Origin of the sequence: Spiroplasma sp. BIUS-1 (genome assembly GCF_010365805.1) — a bacterium.
In the GTDB taxonomy this organism is placed as follows: Bacteria; Bacillota_I; Bacilli_A; order Mycoplasmatales; family Mycoplasmataceae; genus Spiroplasma_A.
In genome coordinates, this window is record NZ_CP048386.1 from 39,483 (window position 1) to 63,135 (window position 23,653).

19 protein-coding genes are annotated in these 23,653 nt (G+C 30.3%); 17 read left to right on the forward strand and 2 right to left on the reverse strand.

The annotated features are described in order from the left end of the window. Positions 1-53 precede the first annotated feature (53 nt). The 14 genes from SBIUS_RS00220 to SBIUS_RS00285 all read left to right on the forward strand — a co-directional run bounded on the left by SBIUS_RS00220 (position 54) and on the right by SBIUS_RS00285 (position 16,329). Positions 54-635 carry a CatB-related O-acetyltransferase gene (locus tag SBIUS_RS00220; protein ID WP_162684513.1) on the forward strand — a complete coding sequence of 194 codons (582 nt, stop codon included), beginning with the start codon at positions 54-56 and terminating at the stop codon, positions 633-635. A 123-nt stretch (positions 636-758) separates the two neighbouring features. Then, positions 759-4,574, forward strand: a complete 3,816-nt coding sequence (locus SBIUS_RS00225; RefSeq protein WP_162684514.1) for a DNA-directed RNA polymerase subunit beta — start codon at positions 759-761, stop codon at positions 4,572-4,574. 19 nt (positions 4,575-4,593) lie between these two features. Further along, positions 4,594-8,343 carry a DNA-directed RNA polymerase subunit beta' gene (gene rpoC / locus SBIUS_RS00230; RefSeq protein ID WP_162684515.1) on the forward strand — a complete coding sequence of 1,250 codons (3,750 nt, stop codon included), beginning with the start codon at positions 4,594-4,596 and terminating at the stop codon, positions 8,341-8,343. 86 nt (positions 8,344-8,429) lie between these two features. Next, on the forward strand, positions 8,430-8,855 hold the full coding sequence (rpiB, locus tag SBIUS_RS00235; protein ID WP_162684516.1) for a ribose 5-phosphate isomerase B: 426 nt from the start codon (positions 8,430-8,432) through the stop codon (positions 8,853-8,855). A gap of 10 nt (positions 8,856-8,865) precedes the next feature. After that, a complete protein-coding gene (gene upp, locus SBIUS_RS00240) occupies positions 8,866-9,489 on the forward strand; it encodes a uracil phosphoribosyltransferase (protein ID WP_162684517.1) in 624 nt (207 codons plus the stop codon). A gap of 103 nt (positions 9,490-9,592) precedes the next feature. Next, entirely contained in the window at positions 9,593-9,949 is a 357-nt protein-coding gene (locus SBIUS_RS00245; RefSeq protein ID WP_162684518.1) for an MG406 family protein, read from the forward strand. Positions 9,950-9,988: 39 nt separating this feature from the next. Beyond that, positions 9,989-10,759, forward strand: a complete 771-nt coding sequence (locus SBIUS_RS00250; protein WP_162684519.1) for a F0F1 ATP synthase subunit A — start codon at positions 9,989-9,991, stop codon at positions 10,757-10,759. A 78-nt stretch (positions 10,760-10,837) separates the two neighbouring features. Beyond that, on the forward strand, positions 10,838-11,110 hold the full coding sequence (locus tag SBIUS_RS00255; RefSeq protein ID WP_370456486.1) for a F0F1 ATP synthase subunit C: 273 nt from the start codon (positions 10,838-10,840) through the stop codon (positions 11,108-11,110). Positions 11,111-11,126: 16 nt separating this feature from the next. Then, positions 11,127-11,645: a F0F1 ATP synthase subunit B gene (atpF, locus tag SBIUS_RS00260; RefSeq protein ID WP_162684520.1), complete on the forward strand. Its 519-nt coding sequence runs from the start codon at positions 11,127-11,129 to the stop codon at positions 11,643-11,645. Positions 11,646-11,649: 4 nt separating this feature from the next. Then, positions 11,650-12,195, forward strand: a complete 546-nt coding sequence (locus SBIUS_RS00265; protein WP_162684521.1) for a F0F1 ATP synthase subunit delta — start codon at positions 11,650-11,652, stop codon at positions 12,193-12,195. Between the two features lie 10 nt (positions 12,196-12,205). Continuing rightward, positions 12,206-13,780, forward strand: a complete 1,575-nt coding sequence (gene atpA, locus SBIUS_RS00270) for a F0F1 ATP synthase subunit alpha (RefSeq protein WP_162684522.1) — start codon at positions 12,206-12,208, stop codon at positions 13,778-13,780. A gap of 1 nt (position 13,781) precedes the next feature. Beyond that, positions 13,782-14,630, forward strand: coding sequence for an ATP synthase F1 subunit gamma (gene atpG / locus SBIUS_RS00275; RefSeq protein WP_162684523.1), 849 nt, complete (start codon positions 13,782-13,784; stop codon positions 14,628-14,630). An 11-nt stretch (positions 14,631-14,641) separates the two neighbouring features. Further along, positions 14,642-16,039 carry a F0F1 ATP synthase subunit beta gene (gene atpD, locus SBIUS_RS00280; protein WP_162684524.1) on the forward strand — a complete coding sequence of 466 codons (1,398 nt, stop codon included), beginning with the start codon at positions 14,642-14,644 and terminating at the stop codon, positions 16,037-16,039. 2 nt (positions 16,040-16,041) lie between these two features. Beyond that, positions 16,042-16,329 carry a F0F1 ATP synthase subunit epsilon gene (locus tag SBIUS_RS00285; protein ID WP_162684525.1) on the forward strand — a complete coding sequence of 96 codons (288 nt, stop codon included), beginning with the start codon at positions 16,042-16,044 and terminating at the stop codon, positions 16,327-16,329. Between the two features lie 42 nt (positions 16,330-16,371). Here the strand turns inward: SBIUS_RS00285 and SBIUS_RS00290 are convergent, their stop codons facing one another. Then, positions 16,372-17,301 carry a 5'-3' exonuclease gene (locus tag SBIUS_RS00290; protein WP_162684526.1) on the reverse strand — a complete coding sequence of 310 codons (930 nt, stop codon included), beginning with the start codon at positions 17,299-17,301 and terminating at the stop codon, positions 16,372-16,374. Positions 17,302-17,314: 13 nt separating this feature from the next. After that, positions 17,315-17,911 carry a YigZ family protein gene (locus SBIUS_RS00295; protein WP_162684527.1) on the reverse strand — a complete coding sequence of 199 codons (597 nt, stop codon included), beginning with the start codon at positions 17,909-17,911 and terminating at the stop codon, positions 17,315-17,317. A 102-nt stretch (positions 17,912-18,013) separates the two neighbouring features. Here SBIUS_RS00295 and SBIUS_RS00300 point away from each other — a divergent pair, with 102 nt between their 5' ends. From SBIUS_RS00300 to uvrB, 3 genes are all read left to right on the forward strand, one after another. Beyond that, complete coding sequence (locus SBIUS_RS00300; RefSeq protein ID WP_162684528.1) at positions 18,014-18,490, forward strand: nuclear transport factor 2 family protein; 477 nt, start codon at positions 18,014-18,016, stop codon at positions 18,488-18,490. Positions 18,491-18,609: 119 nt separating this feature from the next. Then, positions 18,610-21,513 carry a preprotein translocase subunit SecA gene (gene secA / locus SBIUS_RS00305; RefSeq protein ID WP_162684529.1) on the forward strand — a complete coding sequence of 968 codons (2,904 nt, stop codon included), beginning with the start codon at positions 18,610-18,612 and terminating at the stop codon, positions 21,511-21,513. 147 nt (positions 21,514-21,660) lie between these two features. After that, positions 21,661-23,646, forward strand: a complete 1,986-nt coding sequence (gene uvrB / locus SBIUS_RS00310) for an excinuclease ABC subunit UvrB (protein ID WP_162684530.1) — start codon at positions 21,661-21,663, stop codon at positions 23,644-23,646. Positions 23,647-23,653 lie beyond the last annotated feature (7 nt).

Below are 23,653 nucleotides of genomic sequence, written 5' to 3' on the forward strand. Positions count from 1 at the left end.
TAAATTATTTATAATGACCCTAAGGGTCATTTTTTATTTGAAAGGAAAGATATATGTCAAAATCATCAAAAATATATTTTTTAAAAGACTATATTACCAATGAAGGTATTGAGGTAGGAGACTATACTTATTTTTATAGTTTTAAAAACGAGCAAGGTATAAAAGAATTTCAAAATAGAAATGTACTTTATCACTTTCCTAAAATACATAATGACAAACTAATAATAGGTAAATTCTGTGCAATAGCAGATGAAGTTAAATTTTTAATGAATGGAGCAAATCACAGAATGGATTCAATTTCTTCCTTTCCGTTTGAAATGTTCAATGAATTTGGTGTGGATTCAAAAAAAATAAGATCAGCAAAAGTAAAGGGTGATACTGTTGTAGGCAATGATGTTTGAATTGGTTATGGAGCCACAATACTTCCTGGAGTAAAAATAGGAAATGGTTCCATAATTGGGGCAAAAGCAGTTGTTACAAAAGATGTTGAACCTTATTCAATAGTTGGAGGAAATCCTGCTAAAGTAATAAGGATGAGATTCGATAAAAATAAAATTAAAGAGCTAGAAGACTTGCAATGATGAAATGAAAGTATAGAATCAATACGTAACATGATAGACAAATTAACTAAATAAAAATAAATGAGGCAAAAAGGTAAACAAAATTGTTTATTTTTTTGCTATTTGCTATTGAATTATTCCTAAAAATAATATAGAATTTGTTTGCGTATGTTTTATTTGAACGGGGGACATTATTAAATGAATTATAAAATTAAGAAAATTAATGCGCTTGTGGAAAGACGTGATTATGCTAAGGTGTCAGGTGATTTAGAGTTACCAAACCTTATCGAATTACAAACAGACACATTCGATTGATTTAAAAACAAAGGGATCAACGAAGTGTTTGAAGAGGTATTTCCAGTAGTTTCAGCAGACGGTGACATTGTTCTTTCTATGACAGATTGAGAATTTAGAGAACCAAGAATGTCAATTACAAAAGCAAAAGAAGAATCAAAAATATTTGAAGCTCCAATCTATGCTAACTTATCATTAACTATTCACATGGAAGATGTAGAAGTTTTCAAAGAAGAGATTTCAGGGTCAATGGAAACATTCTTAAAAGGATGATTACAAGAAAAATTAGAATCAACAGGTGTTGAATTTAAAGACAGTAAAGGATCACTTTACTTTTTTGAGTTCAAAGGTAAAACTGGTGAAAAAGATACAATTCAAATTGAAATCAAAGAAGAAAAAGAAGAATTCTATCTAGCTAATATTGATATTTACAAAACTGGAGAAGTTTTCTTTGGAGAATTCCCATTAATGACAGACAGAGGAACATTTGTTATAAATGGTAGTGAAAAAGTAGTTGTTTCACAACTAGTTCGTTCACCAGGAAGTTATTTCAAAGAAGAAATGAACCGTAAAAATGGGGAAATGATTTACTATGCAGACATCATTCCTTCAAGAGGAACATGATTAGAATTTGAATTAGATTCTAAAAAAACTTTAGATAATAAAGTTTCAAATGTTTTCTATGTAAAAATTGATAAATCAAGAAAAACAACAGCAACAAGTTTATTAACAGCCTTCAAAATGCAAAAAGAAGACATTTTAGACTTGTTCGATAACAACGAAGTAATCGCATCAAGTTATGAATTAGACACATTAACTGGTGATATTGAAATAGATTACGAAAACCAAGTTCAAGAAATTTACAAAAAAATTCGTCAAGGAGAAACAGCTACAGCTGATGGAGCAAGTAAATACCTATACGGATTATTATTTGATAAAAGAAAATACGATTTAACAAAAGCAGGAAGATTTAAATTACAACAAAAATTATCTGTAAAAAACAGATTAATTGGTCGTGTTTTAGCTGAAGACATCGTTGATGTTAAAGGTAAAGTTGCTTTTGCAAAAGGAACTGAAATCACAAAAGATATCTTAGATGACTTAGATAAAGTTTTAGAAGCTGGAGCAATGGTTCAAAAAATTAACTTTAATGATGCAATTACTTCAGGTAATGAAATTCAAAAAGTTAAAGTTTTTAAAGACAATGATTTAAGAGATGAAACAGCAACAATTATTGGTATTACAAAAACATCAAGCGATGAATTTATAAACTTACCAGATGTTATTGCAACTATTTCATATGCAATTAACTTAATGGATGGAATAGGTGAAATTGATGATATCGATCACTTAGGAAACAGAAGAGTTAGAACTGTTGGTGAATTATTACAAAACCAATTCAGAATTGGTATGATGCGTATTGAAAAAAATGTAAGAGAAAAACTTGCAACTTCAAACCCATTCAAAATGAAACCATCAAGTATTATTAACAATAAACCACTTACTGCAATAATTGGAGAATTCTTTAACCTTTCTCAATTATCACAATTTATGGATCAAACAAACCCGTTAGCTGAATTAACAAATAAACGTAGATTAACAGCTTTAGGTCCAGGTGGATTAAGCAGAGATAGAGCTGCACTTGAAGTTCGTGACGTTCACCCGTCTCACTATGGAAGAATTTGTCCAATTGAAACTCCTGAGGGACCAAACATTGGATTGATCAACAACTTATCTACTTATGCAAAAATTAATGAATACGGATTCATTGAAACACCATATAGAAAAGTTAAAAACACAAAAGTTATCTCAGGAGAGTATGAATACTTAACTGCTGATAAAGAAAAAGATTATGTAGTTGCTCAAGCTAACATTAACTTAGCTGAAGATGGAACAATTTTAGATGAACAAGTAGTTGCTCGTTATAGAGGAGATGACATTATGGTTTCTCCTCAAGATGTTGACTATGTTGACGTTTCACCAAAACAAATTGTTTCAATCGCTACATCATGTATTCCTTTCTTAGAAAACGATGATGCTAACCGTGCACTTATGGGTGCCAACATGCAACGTCAAGCTGTACCATTAATCAACCCACAATCTCCAATTGTTGGAACTGGTGTTGAACATGAAGCTGCTCGTGACTCAGGGGATGCTATTGTTGCAACTGCTGATGGAATTGTTAAATATGTTGATTCAAAAAGAATTACTATTGAACAAAAAGATGGAATTAAAACTTATGATTTAAACGACTTTAGTCGTTCAAACAACGGAACTGCTATAACTCATTTACCAATCGTTAAACTTGGAGATAAAGTTAAAGCAAGAGATATCTTAGCTGACGGTCCTTCAATGGAAAAAGGAGAATTAGCTTTAGGTCAAAACGTAGTTGTTGCATTTACAACATGAAATGGTTACAACTATGAGGATGCTGTTATTGTTTCAGAACGTATCGTAATTGAAGATAGATTTACATCAATCCACATTGACGAATATACAATCGAAAGAAGACAAACAAAACAAGGTCCAGAAGAAATTACAAGAGATATTCCAAATATTTCTGAAGCAAGCAAAAAATACTTAGACGAAGATGGTATTGTTGCTATTGGATCAGAAGTTAAAGTTGGAGATATTTTAGTAGGTAAAGTGACTCCAAAATCACAAACACAATTATCACCAGAAGATAAATTATTACATGCTATCTTTGGTGAAAAATCAAGAAACGTAAAAGACAATTCATTAAGAGTACCAAATGGTGGAGAAGGAATTGTTAAATCAATTAAACGTTTCTCAAGAGCTGATGGTCATGATTTACCAGCAGATATTTTAGAAATAATTAAAGTTTACATTGTCCAAAAACGTAAAATCCAAGAAGGAGATAAAATGGCTGGACGTCACGGTAACAAAGGGGTTATTTCAAAAATCTTACCTGTTGAAGATATGCCACATATGGAAGATGGAACACCAGTTGACATTATGTTAAACCCACAAGGGGTTCCTTCTCGTATGAACATTGGACAAGTATTGGAAATCCATTTAGGTATGGCTGCTAAAAAACTTGGAATTAAAGTTAACACACCTGTTTTCGAAGGGGTTAAAGAACAAGAATTACAAGATATTATGGAAGAAGCTGGAATGGATAACTATGGAAAAGTTACATTAATTGACGGAAGAACTGGTGAAGCATTTGATAAACCAATTTCTGTTGGTGTTATGTATATGTTAAAACTTTCTCACATGGTTGATGACAAGTTACATACAAGAAATATTGGTCCATACTCATTAATTACACAACAACCATTAGGAGGAAAAGCTCAAAATGGGGGACAAAGATTCGGGGAAATGGAAGTTTGAGCACTTGAAGCTTATGGTGCTGCTTACACATTACGTGAAATCTTGACAATTAAATCAGATGACATTAAAGGTCGTATCAAAACTTATGAATCAATTGTTAGATCAAAACCAATTCCAAAACCTGGAATTCCAGAATCATTTAACGTTCTTACAAAAGAAATTATGGGTCTAGGATTTGACATGCACATGATTGATGAAGAAGGAAACAAAGTACAAATTAATGCATATGATGACGATGATGACTTTGAAATCGATACAGAATTATTAGATGGTGACTCATCATTTAATGAATCAGACATCAAAGACTTTACTGAAACAAGCGAAGATGACGAAATTGCTTTCGAAGAAGAAAGTATAGAAGAATAATAAAGGAGAAGTTTTTAAAATGAAAAATTCAAACAAAAGAATGATTAAAATCGAATTAGCTTCTCCTGACGTAATCAGAAGTTGATCACGTGGTGAAGTTACTAAACCAGAAACAATAAACTACAAAACATTAAAAACAGAAAAAGAAGGTCTATTTAATGAAAGAATCTTTGGACCAACAAGAAACTATGAATGTACTTGTGGTAAATATAAAAAAGTAAAAAACAAAGGAAAAATTTGTGAACGTTGTGGAGTAGAAATTACTGAATCAATCGTTAGACGTGAAAGAATGGGTCACATTGAGTTAGAAGAACCAGTTACTCATATTTGAATGTTAAAAGTTGCCCCTTCAAGAATAGCTTCAATTTTAGATTTAAAAACTAAAGAAGTTGAAGAAGTTGTTTACTTTGTAAGTTACATTGTTTTAGATCCAGGAAATTCAAAACACCTTAAAAAAGGTATGGTTTTAGATTTAGGAAACGCTAAAGCTAGTGTAAAAACAAGAGAAAAATTATTAAAAACTCTTGAAGATGTTAAAGCTGGTATTGAACCAGATACATTTGCTTGAAAAAGAGCAGATAACCTAATTAATCAATTAAGAACTCCAAACACTCCATTCTCAATGGATGAAGCTGCAACATTTATTTCAAGACACATCAATGCTAAATTTGGAATCGGAGCAAGTGCTATCGAAGACTTATTAAAAAACATTGACTTAGATAAAGAAATTGAAAAAATAAGAGAAGACTTAAGAGAGAAAAAAGGTTCATCAGAACAAAACAAATTAATGAAACGTCTTGAAGTTATTGATTCATTAAAAAAATCACAATCAAGACCAGAGTGAATGATATTACATGTAATACCTGTAATTCCACCAGACATTAGACCAATTATTCAATTGGACGGAGGTAGATTTACTACTTCTGAAATAAACGACTTATATAGAAGAATCATTATTAGAAATGAACGTCTAAAAAAAGTTAAATCAATGGGAGCTCCAAGTATTATTGTTAACAACGAAAAACGTATGTTACAAGAAGCTGTTGATGCACTATTGGATAATGAACGTAAACCAAGACCAGTTACTGGAAAAGATAAACGTCCATTAAAATCATTAACATCAATCTTAAAAGGAAAACAAGGAAGATTCCGTCAAAACCTTTTAGGAAAACGTGTTGACTACTCAGGTCGTTCAGTTATTGCTATTGGACCAGATTTAAAAATGTACCAAGCAGGTATTCCAAGAGATATGGCTATTACATTGTTTAAACCATTCATTATCAGAAGATTACAAGAAAAAGATCTTGCTGAAAACGTTAAAGTAGCAGAAAAAATGATTTCAACAAACGATGCAAAAGTTTGAGATATCCTAGAAGAAGTTATTAAAGACAGACCGGTTTTACTAAACCGTGCCCCTACACTTCACCGTTTAGGTATTCAAGCATTTGAACCAAAATTAGTTAAAGGTAAAGCAATAAGACTTCACCCATTAGTAACTACAGCTTTCAACGCCGACTTCGATGGGGACCAAATGGCTGTCCACTTACCAATTAGTGATGAAGCAGTTGCTGAAGCTAGAGCACTTATGTTAGGATCAAAAGCAATTCTTGGACCAAAAGATGGTAAACCAATTGTTACTCCTACTCAAGATATGATTTTAGGAAACTACTACATTACCACTGAAGAAAAAGGTGTTGATGGAGAAGGAACTTTATTTGCAAACTACGATGAAGTAAAAATAGCATATGAAACAAACTCAGTTTCATTAAATGCAATTGTTGCAATTCCGGTTAGTGAATTATTAAACAAAAAAATATCTGACAAACATAAAGATAAATTCTTAGTTACAACAGTTGGTAAAATATTCTTTAACCAAATGTTTGTTGAAGAATTCCCATGAATTGTTAACTCAAACATTAACAACGCAGAAGAAGAAATTGAAAAATTCATTATTGATGGAAACACTGATATCAGAAGTTACATTGCAAATGAATATCAAATTCAACAACCAATTAAGAAAAAAGAATTATCTTCAATTATTGAAAGATACTTCAAATTATATGGAGCACAAAAAACTGCTCAAATGTTAGATAACATGAAAGACTTAGGATTCAAATTCTCTTCAAAATCAGGAACAACAATCAGTGCTGCTGACGTTGTTGCTTATACAGAAAAATTTGATGAATTCAAAGTTGCTGATGAAAAAGTGGCTCAAATTACTGAGTTCTACAACATGGGTATGTTAACAAAAACTGAGAAAAAACGTCGTGTAATCAACGTTTGATCACAAGTTAAAGACAAAATTCAAAATAGACTTGAAGATGTTCTTAAAAAAGACCCAAAAAACCCAGTATTTGTTATGGCCGATTCAGGAGCTCGTGGTAACGTATCTAACTTTACACAGTTGGTAGGTATGAGGGGACTTATGAATGACCCTAAAGGGGACATTAAAGAAATTCCAATTAAATCATCATTCCGTGAAGGACTTACTGTGTCTGAATACTTTATTTCTACCCACGGGGCAAGAAAAGGTATGGCCGACGTTGCCTTAAAAACAGCCGATTCAGGATACTTAACAAGAAGACTTGTTGATATTTCACAAGAAATTATTGTTACTGAAGATGACTGTAAAACAACAAAAGGTTTCGATGTACACTCAATTATCGAAACAAAACATGACAACATCATCGTTCCTTTAAAAGACAGACTTGTTGGAAGATTTACTTTCAATGATGTTATTGATGCAAAAGGAAAAACAATTGTTGAAGCTAACACATTAATAACATTATCAATTGCTGACGATATTATTAATGCTGGTGTTGAAGAAGTTCAAATTAGAACTGTATTAACATGTGATACAAACCGTGGTGTATGTAGAAAATGTTATGGTGTAAACTTAGCAACTGGAGAAATCGTAACTATCGGTGAACCAGTTGGGGTTATTGCCGCACAATCAATTGGTGAACCTGGTACTCAGCTAACTATGCGTACTTTCCATACCGGAGGGGTTGCAGGGGGAGCAGATATTACTCAAGGTCTACCTCGTATTAAAGAATTACTTGACGTTACAAATTCAAAAGGATCAATTGCTATAATTTCACAAATCGATGGAGTTGTAAAAGAAGCAAAAGAAGAAGATGGAATTATCTCTATTGTTGTAGAATCTGAACAAGATGAAAGAAAATACAAATCACAATATGGAGCTATCTTAAGAGTAACTGAAGGTGAAGTAGTAACTCGTGGTCAAAAATTAACTGAAGGTGCAATAAACATCAAAGAATTATTAGAAGTTGCAAGAATTGAAGACGTACAAAACTACATCTTAAAAGAAGTACAAAAAGTTTACCGTCTACAAGGGATTGAAATTTCAGATAAGTATATTGAAATTATTGTTAAACAAATGTTGAACAAAGTTAAAATTATTGACTCAGGAGAAACTGAATTACTTCCAGGTGAAGTTATATCATCTAGAACATTCAGAACAGAAGTTAAAAATGCAATTATGGCAGGTAAAAAACCACCTCTTGCAAAACACGTTATCTTTGGTATCAAAAAAGCACCACTTGAATCAGATTCATGATTATCAAGTGCATCATTCCAAGATACAGCAAGAGTTCTTGTAAAAGCAGTTATCAAAGGAAAAATTGATAAACTTGAAGGATTAAAAGAAAACATTATGTTAGGAAACTTAATCCCAGCAGGAACTGGATTGACTGGTAGTGCAGATATCATTAAAAAAGGTAAAGAAACTTACGATTCAGAATACTAGAAAAAAGGTGTTTAACACCTTTTTTATTTTGTTTTTTTCTTTATTAACAAAATAGTGTATATTCAATTAGAGGGGGAATTCTTAAAATGAAAATTTTTATAGGAAACGACCATGCAGCTGTTGAAATGAAAAATAAAATAGTTGAATACCTAAATTCTAAAGGACATGAAGTTGTAAATATTGGAACAGATTCAAATGATTCTGTTGATTATCCAGACTTTGGAAAAGAAGTTGCACAAAGAGTTGTGCAAGAAAATACTTTAGGAATAGTAATATGTGGTAGTGGTATTGGAATATCAATTGCTGCAAATAAAGTAAAAGGTGCGCGTGCTGCACTTTGTTATGAAGATCAAACTGCAATGTTGGCAAGAGAACATAACAACGCAAACATCTTGGCTCTAGGGGCAAGATTTATTGCAAATGAAAAAGCAGTTAGATTAGTAGATATTTTTTTAAACACAAAGTTTGAAGAGAGACATGCAAATAGAGTAGAAAAACTTAACAATCAATAGGAGAAACAAAATGGCATTTACAATAATTAAACATCCACTAATTCTTGATAAACTTACAAGAATGAGAAAAGAAGAAACATCTTCAAAAGATTTTAGAGAAAATCTAAATGAGATTGGACAATTAATGGTATATGAAATTTTTAGAGATGTACCTTTAACTGAAATAGACATTAAAACACCAGTAGTTGAAACTAAAGGTTTTACATTAGATATGCCTGTTGTTTTAGTTCCAATTATTAGAGCTGGTTTAGGAATGACAGAAGGAATCCAAAGATTGGTTCCAACTTCAAGAATAGCTCACGTTGGTTTATACAGAGATGAAGAAACTTTAGAACCTGTTCAATATTTTGCAAAAACTACAAAAGATATAGAATCAAGTTATGTTATTGTTGTAGATCCAATGTTAGCAACTGGTGGTAGTGCATCAAAAGCTATTGAAATAGCAAAAGGTTGAGGAGCAAAACAAATAAAATTTGTATGTTTGGTTGCTGTTCAAGAGGGTGTTGATAGAATTACAAAAGATCACCCAGATGTAGATATTTATACAGCAAGTTTAGATCCAATTCTAAATGAACACGGATATATAGTTCCTGGACTTGGAGATGCTGGAGATAGAATATTTGGTACAAAATAAGCATTTTAGTGCTTATTTTTTTATTATGAATACAATTTTTCATAGATTTTAGATATTAATAGGAGTATTATTATTTAGATGGAACTTAATAGAGGAGAACATAATGTTACTTAAAAACAAAAGAGCACTTATAGTTATATCTCTTATTTCGATTATTCTAGTTTTATTATCAATTCTTACTTTGTTTAAAGTTGTTGACTATACATTTATTACAGGGTACGTTTTAGGAACTGGTTTTTTGTATATGGCAATTTTATTTATTGCTTTATCTACAAAAAACTTAACCTTAAACCTTAATCCTTACAATTTTGTATTTTTCTCAACAATAAGAATTGGTTTCTACATCGTTCCATTCCTTATAAGTTTTTATTTACCGATCGCTTTCAGTATTTATGGAGTGTTAATAGCTTTTATAGTAAATTGAATGCCTTTCATTTTTATTAGAAAAAGCAGTAAGTAAATTTTTATATGGTAACCAAAAAATAAAAAGGAGGTTCTTATGTTCCTTGCTGATGAAGGCATGATGGATGTTTGAGACAAAATAACACCTCAGCTATTATCTATACTATTAACTTGCATTATAATTTGTACATTTTGTATTGTATACAATGTCAAAATAAGAAATTATAAAGAAGATAAAAAGTTAACTGGTTTTTTAGTTTTAACAGAAATGTTTATAACAAAAGTTGAAAATCTTGTTGTAACAATTATGGGTAAAGCTCACAGAAAGTTAACACCATACATTATGTATATATTTATGTATATAATTGTTTCTTCTGTAGTTGCATTAATAGGAATAGAACCTTTAACAAGTTCTTATACTGTAACTTTGTCAATGGCAATAGTTACTTTCATAGGTATATATTATTACGGATTAAGATATCAAAAATTAGCTTTCTTTAAAAGGTATTACAATCCAATTGAAATCATAGGACAATTTGTGCCTTTGATATCACTTTCATTCAGGTTATTTGGAAATATTCTTGGAGGATCAATTTTATTAGGATTGCTTTATGCAAGTTTAATTCAACTTCAAGGAAATATTTTTTGACCTAGTGGTCCAGGAATGGATTGAGATAATAAATTAAATTACTGATGAGCAGGATTTAATATATTTTCTGTAATATCGCTTCCGTGATTACATTTATACTTTGATTTATTTGACGGAGTAATCCAGTCAATAGTATTTTCAATGTTAACCTTATCTTATTGATCTGGAGCCAAAAACGGTGAAGGTGCAAATGAAGGTAAAGAAAAATTAGAAAGATAATTTAAAAGGAGAAAAATTATGTTTATTGAAACACTTACAACTTTAACAACAACAATGGGTGGTAACTTTATTTCAGTTATGCCTTTATACTCAACATTATTTATGTTTTTAGCAGACGAAAATAATATTGGGACAGGACTTAAATTTTTAGGTGCTGGTCTAACTGGTATGGGAATGATCGGAGCATCAATCGGTCAAGGTATGGTAGGATATGGTGCATGTATCGCTATTGGTAGAAACCCAGAAACTGCACCAAAAATTACTTCTACTTTAATTATTACAGCAGGATTTTGTGAATCAGGAGCAATTTACGCTTTAGTTATCGCAATTCTATTAATTTTTGTAGCATAAGAAAGGTGTGACATCTATGCTTTTAGCAACTGCAGGTATTCCTAATATTATTGAAGGTTTATTTCCAAATTTAGCTAATTTTATTGCACATATATTATCAACAATTGTTATTTTGATATTGCTAACAAAATTAGTTTACAAACCTTTCAGAGAAATGATTAAGGAACGTAGAAAAAAAATAAATGAATTATTAGATGATGCTGCTTTAAAACAAGCACAAGCTAATAAAAATAATAAAATTGCTTCTAAGTTTTTAGATACTGCAAAAGAAGAATCTAAAGAAATTGTAAGTGCTGCAAAACTTGAAGCTGATAGTTTGAAATTTGAAATAATTGAAAACGCAAGAACAGAAGCTACTAACATTCAAACTCATGCTAAAAAAGCAATTGACTTTGAAAGAAATGAAATGCAAGAACAAATGAGACAAGAAGTAATTGATCTTGCATTTGTTGCTGCTGAAAAAATTATGAATGAAAATGTTTCTAAAGAAAAAAATGAAAAAATGATTAAAGACTTTATAAATAGTTTGGACTAGTTTTGTGATTAAACAAACCTTAATTAACAACTGAGCCTCTGCCATTTGTGAATTAGCCAAAGAAGAAAATAAAGTAGAATCATTTACACAAACTTTAGAAGATTTAAAAAAAGTTTTCGAAACAAATCAAGAAGCTGTTGAATTTTTATCAAATAAATTTATTCCATTAGAAAAAAGAATAAATTTTATTGATAATATTTTCAAAAAAGAAATTGATCAATTAGTTTTAAATTCATTAAAACTAATTGTGGAAAGAGAATACTTCTCATCTGTAAATTATATTTTTGAAGCTGCAATTAAAAAGCTTTGAGAAAGTTTGGAAATCAAAAAAGGAATTATTTATTCAACTATTGAAATTGATAAAAAAACAATTTCAACTATTGAAGAAAAAATTCATAAAAAAATATGTCAAAAAATAAAACTAGAAAATAAAATCGACAGTTCATTAATAGCTGGTATAAGAATTGAAGTAGCAAATAATGTTTTTGACTATTCTCTAAAAGGAAAAGTTGAAGATATGAAAAATATGATTTTAGAAAATAGAAAATAGGGGTGATTACATGTCACTTAAAATAAACGAAATATCAGAAGTCATCAAAAAACAAATTAAAGAATATGGCAAAGAAGTTATTGAATCGCAAGAAGGTACTGTTGCAAGTATCGGTGATGGTGTTGCGCTATTATTCGGTTTAGATGATGTTATGATGGGTGAACTTTTAATTTTTTCAAACGACATCTACGGTATGACTCTTAATTTAGAAGAAGGAGCAGTTGGTGCTGTTATTATTGGAGATGATTCAAAAATTCGTCAAGGTGATAAAGTAATAAGAACTGGTAAGGTTGTTGAAACTCCAGTTGGAGATGAATTGCTTGGTAGAGTTTTAAATGGGATTGGATTACCAATAGATGGTAAAGGTCCTCTAAACAATAGTAAATTCTCACCAGTTGAAAAAATAGCAACAGGTGTAATGTCAAGAAAATCAGTTAACCAACCAATGGAAACAGGTATTCTTGCAATAGATTCAATTATTCCAATTGGAAAAGGACAAAGAGAGTTAATTATTGGAGATAGACAAACTGGAAAAACAGCAATTGCAATAGATTCAATCATTAACCAAAAAGGTAAAAACGTTAAATGTGTATATGTTGCTATTGGACAAAAAGAATCAACAGTTGCACAAGTTGTAGAAAAACTAAAATTAGCAGGATCAATGGAATACACAACAGTAATTTCTGCATCAGCAAGTGAATCAGCTCCAATGCAATATATAGCTCCTTATACTGGAGTTTCAATAGCAGAAGAGTGAATGTCAAAAGGTGATGATGTTTTAATAGTTTATGATGATTTATCAAAACACGCCATTGCTTACAGAACATTAGCTCTGCTTTTAAGAAGACCACCAGGTCGTGAAGCTTATCCTGGAGATGTATTTTATTTACACTCAAGATTATTGGAAAGAGCAGCAAGAGTAAATGAAAATTATGGTGGAGGAAGCATCACAGCACTTCCTATTATTGAAACTCAAGCTGGAGATATATCAGCTTATATTCCAACAAATGTTATTTCAATTACTGATGGACAAATATTTTTATCAGAACAATTATTTAACTCAGGAATAAGACCTGCTGTAAATACTGGTTTATCAGTTTCAAGAGTTGGTTCTTCAGCTCAGATAAAAGCAGTTAAACAAGTAGCGGGAACATTAAAACTTGAACTAGCACAATATTATGAATTACAAGCTTTTGCTAAATTCGGAAGTGACTTAGATGAAACAACAAAAGAAACTTTAAGTCATGGTCAAAAAATTGTTGAGTTATTAAAACAAAGACAATACAAACCTATTTCACAAATCGATCAATCAATAATATTGTTAGCTATAAAAGAAAGAATAATAAAATGGTTACCACTAAATGAAATGATTAACTTTAAGGAAGCAGTTATAAATCATTTCGAAAATGATAATAATGCGAAAGCACTTAGAAAATTATTATCGACTGAAAAAGAATTCAGTGATCAATTATATAAAGATATAAAATCTCAAGTTGTATTAATTCTAAAAGATATGACTTCAAAAATAAAAGGTTATCAAGCATCTGATTTTGGAAAAGAAGAAGAGTTTAAAAAATTAACTTAGTATGCCAAATCTTAGCGAACTAAAAAGTGAAATAAGTAATATAAAAGATATTGGAAAAATTACAGGAGCAATGGAACTAGTTGCAACTGCAAAACTAAAAAAAATATCTAAAAGAATGGGAAACATTCAAACTTATTTAGATGAAGTTTATGATGTTTTTAATTATATTATTTCTCACTCAGAAGACTCAATATATTTAAAGAAACCAAATCAGAGTAAAACAAATACTTTATGAATAGTTATAGGATCAAATCTTGGTTTATGCGGAGGTTATAATTCAAATGTTTTTAAAGTATTAAAACCTTTAATAGATAAAAAAACAGATAGTGTATTTGCAATCGGAACTAAAGTAATAAATTTTTGCAGAGCAAACGGAATTGAAATGAAAGAACAGTTTACAGATATTGATGTAGATTTTTCAAACGAGCAATCTAGAAAAATGTCAGTTAACCTATTAAACTATTTTGTTCAAAAAGAATTTGATGAAATTAAAATCGTATACACTAAATTTATTAACAACGTAACTTTTGAACCAAAAGTATTGGACATGTTTCCGATAGAAAAAAAAGAAGCTTATGATGATAATGAAGATGTTATCTTGGAACCAGATCCAGAAACAGTATTAACAACAAGTGTTTCAATGTATTTGAATACAATTTTATTCGGAACAATAATTGAATCACAAGTTTCAGAACAAGCAAGTAGAAGAATGGCAATGGAAGCTGCTAACAAAAATGGAAGAGAGCTTTCAGAAAATTTAAGTGTTATGTTTAACAGAAAAAGACAAGAAAACATTACACAAGAAATCAGTGAAATCATTGGTGGAGCTAATGCTCAAAACGAAGATTAGAGGTAATAGGTATGACAGAAAAAATTACACAAGGTAAAGTTGTCCAAGTAATGGGTCCTGTTGTTGACGTAAAATTCAAACAAGAGGATATGCCAAAACTTTACAACACTATTGAAGTAGATAACAATGGAACTAAATTAGTTTTAGAAGTTGTCCAACATATAGGTGATGACTTAGTAAGATCTATAGCTATGGGGCCAACTGAAGGTTTGGTTAGAGGAATAATTGGAACTAATACTGGAAGTCCAATCAGTGTACCTGTTGGAGATAAAGTTTTAGGAAGAATGTTTAATGTTCTTGGAGACCCAATTGATGACAAACCAGAAGTTGAGGGCGAAAGAATGCCTATACATAGACTTGCTCCAAGTTATGATGAACTTGCTACTTCTGCTGAAATTTTAGAAACTGGAATTAAAGTTGTTGACTTAATGATGCCATTTGCAAAAGGTGGAAAAATTGGATTATTTGGTGGAGCTGGAGTTGGTAAAACAGTTTTGGTTCAGGAGTTAATTAATAACGTTGCAAAAGCACACGGTGGGATTTCGGTTTTTGCTGGTGTTGGAGAAAGAACAAGAGAAGGTAACGACCTTTACTACGAAATGATTGATGCTGGAGTTATTGATAAAACTTCTTTAGTATTTGGACAAATGAATGAACCACCAGGAGCAAGAATGAGAGTTGCTCTTACTGGTTTAACAATTGCAGAATATTTTAGAGATATAAAAAACCAAGATGTTTTGTTATTCATAGATAACATCTTTAGATTTACTCAAGCTGGTTCAGAAGTTTCAGCTCTACTTGGAAGAATGCCTTCTGCTGTTGGTTACCAACCAACACTTGCAACTGAAATGGGAGCGCTTCAAGAGAGAATTACTTCTACTCAAAAAGGATCAATAACTTCTGTTCAAGCTGTTTATGTTCCTGCCGATGACTTAACTGACCCGGCACCTGCAACAACTTTTACTCACTTAGATGCAAGAGTTGTTCTTGATAGAACAATTGCTTCTTTAGGAATTTATCCTGCAATCGATCCTTTGAACTCAAGTTCAAGAATGTTAGATCCAGAAGTTGTTGGAGAACATCATTATCAAATAGCTTTAAAAGTACAAGAAACATTACAAAAATATAAAGAATTACAATCAATAATTGCAATTCTTGGTATGGAAGAACTTTCAGAAGAAGATAAAATAATTGTTAACAGAGCAAGAAAAATTAGAAACTTCATGTCACAACCTTTCACTGTTGGTGAAAAATTTACTGGAAGAAGTGGAAAATATGTACCTGTTGCAGATACAATTAGTTCTTTTGATTCAATCTTAAAAGGTGAGTTAGATCATATACCAGAAGTATTGTTCATGTATGCCGGTTCTGTTCAAGAAGTTATTGATAGATATAATGAGAAAAAATAATAATGGAATTAACTAAATTAAAAATAATAACACCAGATGGTGTTTATATAGATGATTTAAAAGTTGAATCTGTTAGTGTAAGAACAGCTGATGGTCAAATAACTATATATGCAAATCACTCTCCAATAGTTTCAACATTGTTGATAGGTGATATGAAGTATGAAGTTAATGGAAGTACCAAATATATTCATTTACATAGAGGAATTTTACAAGTTTCTAGAGAACAAGTAAAAATATTAACTCAAAGATTATATGAAGTCGATGAAAGAGGACAAAGATTAAAAAAATAACTTGCAAGAGTTATTTTTTTATTTTAAAACAAAAAAGCAGAACTATGAAGTTGCCTCAAGTTCTGCTTTTCTTTTTTCTCTATATGCTAATTGTTTTTGAACCTTATCTTCAATCATTTTTGTAAAGGCTCACATTTTTTCTCTTTTCAAGAACCCCATGAATCTAACATAGTTTATCCTTAAAGGTTTGAAATTTATTCTTCCTACATCTACATTTTTTAAAATTCTAGTTATTTGTTTATTCATTAAAACTTGTTCTCTACAGTTTTCAAGTTTTTTTCTTTGTTCTTCAGGGAAATCATTTATATTTTTATAAATGTTTTCAACACATCCGTACTTAGAAATTAATTTTGTAGCTGTATTGTAATGCATACCTCTAACACCTTTAATATTATCTGATTGATCTCCTAATAGAGATTTAATATCTGGTATTTGACATGGTTTGCAACCAAATTTTTCAAAAACTTCTTTTGCTGTAATTATTTCTTGTTTACATTTTTTTGATTGTTGTGAAACTATTCTCACATCATCAGAAACTAATTGATATGTATCCTTATCATTAGAAACTATATCTACTTGATAACCAAGTTTAACTGCAATTCTTGCAATTGTTCCCATAATGTCGTCACCTTCAAATGATACTTTTTCGTATCAAGGAATATTGGCGGCTGTTAAAAAATCTCTCACTATTTGCATTTGTGGAATTAAATCAGAAGGAGTTTCTTTCCTTGTTGCTTTATATTCTGGGTAAATGTCTTTTCTTCAACATTCTTTTCCCACATCAAATGTAACTATTACTGTGTGATATTCGTTAGATTGTACTAACTGAAAAACATTTGCTACAAATACATAAACAGCATTTATTAAAACACCATCTCTATTCATTGCTACTTTTTTTCTTTTTAAACTACCATAATAACCTTTGTGAAGAAGGTGATATCCATCTATGACTACCACTTTTTTCTTATCCATTGTTGTTCTCCTTTTAATAATACCCTTGTTCTTTTTTTATGATTTCAAGTTTGCTTTTTATTGGATCTAATTTTTCTAATTGTTCCAATTTCAAGTTGGCATAAACTAAATCATCGATGTAGTCATAAGTAATTTCTGTTGCTATATTTTTCAAAAAGGAATAAACAGTTTTAATATCTGAAATATTAAAACTAATATCTACATTATAAAGAAGTTCTAATTGTTTAAAGGTGGTTTCTTTTAAAGATTCAATCGCCATTGCGCTGTAAGCTTTTTGAAGTCCCCCGGTTCCTAACTTAATACCTCCATAATATCTTGTAACAAATATAACTATGTTAGTAAGTTCGTTAGTTTCAATTAACTTAAGCAAAGGTTCACCAGCAGTTCCGTTTGGTTCTCCATCATTATTATAACCGTAAGTTAATTTATTATCCCCGTACCTATAGGCATAACAATTATGAGTTGCACTTTTATCACTATGTGACATTATAAATTTATCCAACTCTTCTTTATTTTTTACTTTTGAAATATAGGTAATGAACTTTGACTTTTTTATTGTAAATTTCTTTTCTACAATTTTTTCATCGTTTAATATTTTTAAAAATATCATAACTTTTACCACTATTAATTTTACATTTTAATTTGAAAATTGATAGTCAAAATCATTTTTAATTTCAAAAGTGCTATAATTCTTTTCATAGGAGAAAATAATATGCAAGATAAAAAAGTTATTTCTAATTTCTATGAAGCTTTTAAAGTTGGAGATTATAAAAAAATGGTCAGTATCTACTCACCAAAAGTTAAATTCCAAGATCCAACTTTTGGAGAATTAAATTATGAAGAAGTAAAAGCAATGTGAACAATGCTTGTTTCAACAAGAGAAACTTCAAAATTTGAAGTTAATTTCACAGTAGAAGAAAAAAACGAAAGAATAGTTGTTATTTGAAAAGCGACATACTTATTTAGTCCTAATAAAAGAAGGGTTGTAAACATAGTTACATCAAAAATGGAAACTGAGAACGGTTTGATTATTAAACATGTTGACAGCTTTAATTTCAAAAGATGAGCTAAACAAGCTGTTGGATTTGCTGGTGCTTTATTTGGTAATGCAAAATGATTCCAAAATAAAGTTAAATCTGGAGCGAGAGAAAAACTATTTGCTTATATGGAACAAACCAAAGCAGTATAAACAAAACCTTACATAAAGGTTTTTTTATTTCTCAAATATTGCTATATGCCTTTATATTTAGAGTTAATCATTGTATAATCATTAAGATTTTTGACTTAATAAAAAAAGGAGTAGTTTTAATGGCAAGAGATAAAGCGATAATTAAAAAGCATGGTAAAACAGCTGACGAAATTATCTCACTTGAATCAGTATATGAAAAATTAACAGATTCTGAATTAACAAATAAAACACAAGAATTTAAAGAAAGATTGGAAAACGGAGAAACTTTAGATGATCTTTTAGTTGAAGCCTTTGCAGTTGTTAGGGAAGCTGCTTTTAGAGTTTTAAAAATGAGAGCATATAGAGTTCAACTTATAGGGGCAATCATTTTACATGAAGGAGATATTGCAGAAATGAGAACTGGTGAAGGTAAAACTTTAACAGGTCTTTTCCCTGCTTATTTAAATGCACTTTCAGGATTAGGTGTACACGTAGTTACAGTTAACGAATATCTATCACAAAGGGACAGTGAAATTAATGGACAAGTTTATAATATGCTTGGTTTAACTGTTGGTTTAAATGGAAGAGATTTATCAAAAGACCAAAAAAGAGAAGCTTACGCACAAGATATAACTTATACAACAAATGCGGAGTTAGGATTTGATTACCTAAGAGATAATATGGTATTCAGATTGGAACAAAAAGTTCAAAGAAAATTGAATTTTGCAATTATTGATGAGGCTGACTCTATCTTAATCGATGAAGCAAGAACGCCATTAATTATCTCTGGGGGAAGTCAAAATAGAATTAATTTATATAAAGCAGCAGATGGTTTTGCAAAAACACTTGATGAAAATAGTGATATTGAAATGGATTTAGAATCAAAACAAGTTTACTTAACTGATATTGGAATCAAAAAAGCACATAGTTACTTTAGTATAGAAAACTTATTCGACTTTAGAAATACAGAACTATTTCACTTAATTATGAACGCTCTTAAAGCGCTATTTACATTTAAACTTGAAGTTGAATATACAGTTCAAGATAATGAAATAATTTTAATTGATCAATTTACAGGTAGAACTATGCCGGGTAGAGCTTACAGTGACGGTTTACAACAAGCACTACAAGCAAAAGAGGGTGTAGAAATTGAAGAAGAAACTACAACTCTTGCAACAATTACATACCAAAACTTTTACAGACTTTACAATAAACTTTCAGGTATGACAGGAACTGCAAAAACAGAAGAAGAAGAATTCTTAAAAATTTATAACACAAGAGTTATAGTTTGTCCTACAAACAAACCAATAATAAGATTTGACGAACCGGATTTAACATTTGGAACAATAAATGCCAAACTAAAACATTTAGTTAGAGACTTGAGAGAGTTAATGGATGCAGGAAGACCTGTACTTATTGGTACAACTTCAGTTGAATCATCAGAACAAGTTGCAAGATATTTAGAAAAAGCAGATTTAAAATTTGAAATGATTAATGCAAAAAATCACCATAGAGAAGCAGAAATTGTTGAAAAAGCTGGACAAGTTGGATCAATAACTTTAGCGACTAACATGGCTGGACGTGGAACAGATATTAAACTTTCACAAGAAGCTAAAGATAATGGTGGACTATTTGTTATGGGTATCGAAAGAAACGAAGCTAGACGTATTGATAACCAATTACGTGGTAGAGCAGGAAGACAGGGAGACCCAGGTAGTTCACGATTCTATATATCTATGGAAGATGAACTTATGGTTAGATTTTCATCTCCAAAACTAAGACAAATGTTTTTAAAACTTGGAGATGATCACATCAAATCTAAAATGTTTACTAAAGCTATTACAAATGCTCAAAAAAAACTTGAAGGTTTAAACTTTGATCAACGTAAGAATGTTTTAGATTACGATAACATCCTTTCTCAACAACGTGAAGCAATATATGCTCAAAGAGATTCTATTTTAGAACAAGAATCTCTAAAAGTTGTTCTTTCAAGATTTCAATACACAATGGCTTACGAAATTGTGGATAGAAATTCAGAGTTGGTAAGAGGAGAAAGAACTATAAATATTCCTTTACTAATTCAAGAAATTGATGGGAAGTATGTTTTTGAAGGGGCTTTAACTGAATCAGATTTTGTTGGTTTAGAAAAAATAGAAATTGCTAAAAAAATATCAGAAAAAATGATGGAATTATATTTAGCAAAATCAAGTTCTGTTCCTGCAGAAGTTATTACAGAAATGGAAAGAAGAACAATTCTTCAAACACTAGATCACCACTGACAAAAACATATTAACTTAACACAAAAACTAAGAAGTGGTATTTACTTGCAACAATATGCTCAAAACAATCCACTTCATGAGTATGTTGAAGAATCAGCAAGACTTTTCAATAAAATGAAAGTTATGATTGCAGAAGAAACAATAACAAAACTAAATGGTTCTTTTGTAAGAGAAATGAAACCAGATCAAGAAAATATAGTTTTCACAGAACAACAACCAAAGACAGTTAACATTTCAGATAAAGATATCGATGAAATTTTAGCAGAATGAGAAATTCCAAAAGAAAAATTCTCAAGAGTTGTTGTAGAACAAAGACTTGAAGAATTAAAAGAAGAATTCTTAGAAGATCAAAGTAAAATTGAAAAATTAGAATTCCAGTTTGCAGTCTTAGATGGACTTATGAAAAAACTAGATGAGATGTTTGCTCAACAATCAAAACAAGCTCAAAATTTATCTTTTGAAGCAATTGAAAAAATAGTTAATAAATTTAAATTAGAAAAAATATTTACAAGAGAACAAGTTAAAAAAAGTTTTGACAAACTTATGAAGAAAGCTTCAAATGAGGAAGATAAAACAACTCTTCTTATAGAAACTCAAATACTTATGGCTCTTGCAACGCAATTTGAAGAAAAATCAAAAGAGTTTGTTGTTACCGATGAAGAAGGTAATGTTAAAAAAGTATTTAAAACAAATGAAGATGGTTCTATATCAGAAGATGATATAGAAGACACAGAACAAATACAAACTAAAACAAAATTAGGTTAATAAAATAATTTTTCTAATAAAAAAGATTAAACAAGAAATTTTAAAATTTCTTGTTTTTTTTATTTAACTATGTAAAATATTGCTAGGTCATAATATCTCTAGGGGCAAAGTCCTAGATTTTTTAAGTCCTATGTTAGAGGTGATAATATGGAAAATAAAAATCAAAGTTTTGAATTAGTAACTCAATATAAACCGGCAGGAGATCAACCAAATGCTATAAAAGAATTAATTGAGGGGCTGAAAAATAATGAAAAGCACCAAGTTCTTATGGGGGCAACTGGTACAGGTAAGACTTTCACAATGGCCAATGTTATTAAAGAATTTAATAAACCAACATTGGTTTTAGCTCATAATAAAACACTTGCTATGCAATTGTATATAGAGTTAAAAGAACTATTTCCTAACAATAGAGTTGAATACTATGTTTCAAATTTCGACTTTTATCAACCAGAAGCTTACATACCCTCTAGAGATTTATATATAGATAAAGATGCAAAAAGAAACAATGATTTAGAAATGATGCGTTTAAGTTCTATGAATGCATTAATGATTAGAAAAGATACGATAGTAGTCGCTTCTGTTGCATGTATTTATGCAACTCAAGATCCAAAAGAGTATGGTGATGTATTTTTTGAATTGCAAGTAGGTCAAATTTTATCTAAAAAAGATTTACTTACTTTTTTAGTGCACACAGGATATACAAGAGATGAAAATGATTTAGCAATGGGGTACTTTAGTGCAAAAGGCGATGTAATAAGAATAGCGCCAAGTTGAACTGACAAGTACCACATTAGAATTTCTATGTTCGGAGATGAAATCGAAGCTATAGAAATGATAGATATTTTAAATAATACGGTTATTGAAAAACTAAGAATGTTTACAGTTTATCCAGCAGCAGCTTACGTTACAAATTTTGACAAAATGAAGTTGGTTGTAGAAAATATTGGAAAAGAATTGGAAGAAAGAGTTAGATGATTCCAAGATCAAAAGAAATTTATTGAAGCAGATAGATTAATGAAAAGAACAAAGTACGACATGGAAACTATGAGTGAGTTTGGAATATGTAGTGGTATAGAAAACTACTCACCACATTTAGATTTTAGAGCACCAGGTGTTCCACCATTTACTTTAATTGATTATTTTGGAGATGATTTTTTAACAATAATCGATGAGTCTCATATGATGATTCCACAATTAAATGCTATGTACAACACAGACAGAAGTAGAAAAGAAACTTTAATAGAGCATGGTTTTAGATTACCAAGTGCAATCGATAACAGACCACTTAAGTTTGAAGAGTTTGCAGGAAAACTAAAAAATATTATTTATACTTCTGCAACTCCAGGTCCTTATGAATTAGAGTTAACAGAAAATAAAGTTGTAGAACAAATAATTAGACCAACAGGTTTAGTTGACCCACAAATCGAAATTCGTTCAACAGTAAATCAAATGAATGATATTGTTGATGAAATAAATAGAGTCGTTGCTAAAGGACAAAAAGTTTTCATAACTGCAATAACAATAAGAATTTCTGAAGATATAACAACATACTTGCAATCTAGAAATATAAAAGTTGCATACCTACATTCAGAGTTAAAAACTTTAGAAAGAAACCAAGTTCTTACTGATTTAAGAAGAGGGGTTTATGATGTTATTGTTGGTGTTAACTTGTTAAGAGAGGGTCTTGATATACCGGAAGTAAGTTTGGTTTGTATTTTAGATGCAGACAAACAAGGTTTCTTGAGAAATACAAGAAGTTTAATTCAAACTATTGGTAGAGCTGCAAGAAACTCTGAAGGTAGAGTAATTTTTTATGCTGACTCAACTTCTCCCGCAATGAAAGAAGCGATTGAAGAAACAAACAGAAGAAGATCAATTCAAGAAGAATATAATAAGGTTCATGGAATTACTCCAAAAACAATTATTAAAAAAATTACAGATGTAATTTCAGATTCCAACATTAGAAATAAAGTTGATGAGCTAAAAAAATTAAAGAAAAAAGAAAAAGAAAAGAAAAAAGAAGATTTGATTTCTGATTTAAGAAAACAAATGTTGAGTGCAGCCAAAGAACAAAATTACGAAAAGGCAGCTGAACTTAGAGATCTTATTTTAGAATTACAAGCCGAAAGTTAGAGGTAAA